At 67.2% G+C, this 1,263-nt stretch carries 1 tRNA gene and 2 pseudogenes; 1 reads left to right on the top strand and 2 read right to left on the bottom strand.

The features are described 5' to 3' along the window. Positions 1–498, bottom strand: a pseudogene (locus tag CK240_RS17570) (hypothetical protein); the annotation flags it as partial. A 254-nt stretch (positions 499–752) separates the two neighbouring features. After that, positions 753–849 (bottom strand) — tRNA-OTHER (locus CK240_RS17565). A gap of 274 nt (positions 850–1,123) precedes the next feature. Between CK240_RS17565 and CK240_RS18465 the strand changes: the two are divergent. Continuing rightward, positions 1,124–1,263, top strand: a pseudogene (locus CK240_RS18465) (transposase); the annotation flags it as partial.

The following is a 1,263-nucleotide window of genomic DNA, read 5'->3' as shown; positions in this document are numbered from 1 at the left end:
GACGCCCGCGACCGCGCCGACGCCCTGCGCGACACCGCCCACGGCGGACCCCGCGGCCTCGACCGCGGTCGAGGCGGCCGAGCCCGCGGCATTCAGCGTGCCCGACACCGCGCTTGCCAGCATGATCGAGCCCGCGATCGTGCCGACACCCCAGACGGCAAGGCCGTGGATGCCGTCACGCGCCGCGGATTCCTCGGGCGAGGAACCATCCACGCGCCGCCGCATCCGCCCGGCGATATAGCCGCCGGCCATGTAGGCCAGCACCATCGTCACCACGACGAACAGCCCCGTCAGGATGACCGAGCCGAAGCCCAGCCCCTCGCCGGGCCGCGCCGAGATCGAGCCGAGTCCGACCGCAGCCCCGAAGGCCGTGAAGACAGCCGACAGCGCCACGGCAACCACCGTGCCCGCCAGGATCGCGCCCCAGTCCACGTAGGATCTGTCCGAGGTGGCGGCAGGCGCGGCCGCCGAGCGGATCCTCTGCTCGTCCCGGTCCATCACCGCAGGCCCAGAAGCGACAGGATGAACAGGACGACGACAACCAGGCCAACGAGATAGATGATGGAGTTCATGACGGCTTTCCTTTTCTCAAGAGAGGCTTGCATCGTCATGCCAACCGCGCGGGGCGGGGCCGGGTTCCGCGAGGCGGAGTTCGGACAGGCCGGTTGGGGGAACCCGGAAGCGGACAAGCGCCACGCCGCAGGTGACCTGCGGTGGCGGACAAGAACCGGTGTTCAAGGAAGGGGGCAAGCTGGCGCACCCGACAGGATTCGAACCTGTGACCTCTGCCTTCGGAGGGCAGCCGGGGCGGCCTTCTTCCCGCCGTATCCCGCTTGTGTTTCGGGTAGCGGCCTCTGACTCTGTCGCCTCGAGTCGCCTTACTTGTGCTCTGGCATAGGTTCATCGCCTGCCCTCCATCGCCTCGTGGGCGGTGGACTGGTGGTCCTCGGAATGGTGACCGTAGACTTCCTCGATGATCTTGATCGAGACGCCGAAGTAGCTGGCCACATCCAGCTCTGACCTGCTCCCCGGGACGTCCCTCGGTCTGATGTAGAGTTTGCTTCGCCACGCAGGAGCAGACGACAAGAGGAAAAGCCGCTTCACCGAGGCGCAGATCATCGGGATGATCAAGGAGCAGGGTCAACGCACTGCGTTGACGGCCTGGCAGCTGCGGAGGTCTGTCGGCGCCATGGGCTGAGCCCGGCCACGTGTCTCACAAGCTGAAGGCCAGGTATGGGGGTATGGGCGTGTCCGACGCTCAGA

Origin of the sequence: Paracoccus salipaludis, from assembly GCF_002287065.1 — a bacterium.
GTDB lineage: Bacteria > Pseudomonadota > Alphaproteobacteria > Rhodobacterales > Rhodobacteraceae > Paracoccus > Paracoccus salipaludis.
The sequence above is the reverse complement of the archived record's forward strand: the minus strand, read 5'-3'. Positions and strand labels throughout refer to the sequence as shown.